Genomic DNA, 337 nt, shown 5'->3' on the forward strand with positions numbered 1-337 from the left:
AGCTTGGAAGGCTCTTGTTTTACCACTAAACTACACCCGCATAAAATTGAAAATGGTGAGCCATGAAGGATTCGAACCTTCGACCCTCTGATTAAAAGTCAGATGCTCTACCAACTGAGCTAATGGCTCATTTTGAAAGTGGTGCCGGCTAGAGGACTTGAACCCCCAACCTACTGATTACAAGTCAGTTGCTCTACCAATTGAGCTAAGCCGGCTTGCGACTTCAAAATGGTGGCTCGGGACGGAATCGAACCGCCGACACGAGGATTTTCAGTCCTCTGCTCTACCGACTGAGCTACCGAGCCTTATTAAAATGGCGGTCCCGACCGGGGTCGAA

Annotated in this window: 3 tRNA genes; all 3 read right to left on the reverse strand. The window is 49.3% G+C overall.

What is annotated here, in order from left to right:
• Positions 1–53: 53 nt before the first annotated feature.
• Positions 54–129 (reverse strand) — tRNA-Lys (locus tag MR167_RS32000).
• A gap of 10 nt (positions 130–139) precedes the next feature.
• A tRNA-Thr gene (locus MR167_RS32005) sits at positions 140–215 on the reverse strand.
• Between the two features lie 14 nt (positions 216–229).
• Positions 230–305: transfer RNA gene (locus MR167_RS32010), tRNA-Phe, on the reverse strand.
• Positions 306–337: the final 32 nt, after the last annotated feature.

This window comes from Bacillus cereus group sp. BfR-BA-01355 (genome assembly GCF_022663675.1).
Taxonomy (GTDB): Bacteria; Bacillota; Bacilli; order Bacillales; family Bacillaceae_G; genus Bacillus_A; species Bacillus_A thuringiensis_S.